Source organism: Variovorax sp. 01T432 (assembly GCF_056398605.1).
Genome location: NZ_JBFTPS010000172.1, coordinates 1 through 390 on the forward strand (window position 1 = coordinate 1; position 390 = coordinate 390).

Below are 390 nucleotides of genomic sequence, written 5' to 3' on the forward strand. Positions count from 1 at the left end.
CTGTCACCTTTCGGCGTAATGGAGCCACCAGTTTTCGGCATATTGGAGCCGGCTCTAACGAGGTTGAAGGGCACCATCGAAGGTCTCAAGCTTGAGCGGTTTTGGCCTCACTGGCAAGACGCTGGCGGATCACAGCCGGCAGTTGGCGCGGGGCCCGGTAGCTCTTGCCGTCGAGCACCAGGCAATAGGCGTTGTGGCGCATGCGGTCCAGCGTTGCGCTGGCCAGCAGCTTGTTCGCCGGGAAGGCCTGGTCCCACTCGGTGAGATCAAGGTTGCTGGTCACGATGGTGGCAGCACTCTCGTACCGCTCGGCCATGAGCTCATGCAGATCTTCATCGGCCGGCGGGCGAAGAGGCTTGAGGCCGAAGTCGTCAATGATCAGGAGTGACA

Annotated in this window: 1 protein-coding gene; it reads right to left on the reverse strand. The window is 61.3% G+C overall.

Annotated features, from left to right (window positions below; translation table 11 throughout):
• Positions 1-85: 85 nt before the first annotated feature.
• A partial coding sequence (locus AC1DNF_RS35845) for an ATP-binding protein (RefSeq protein ID WP_478153696.1) occupies positions 86-390 on the reverse strand: 305 nt, incomplete at its 5' end.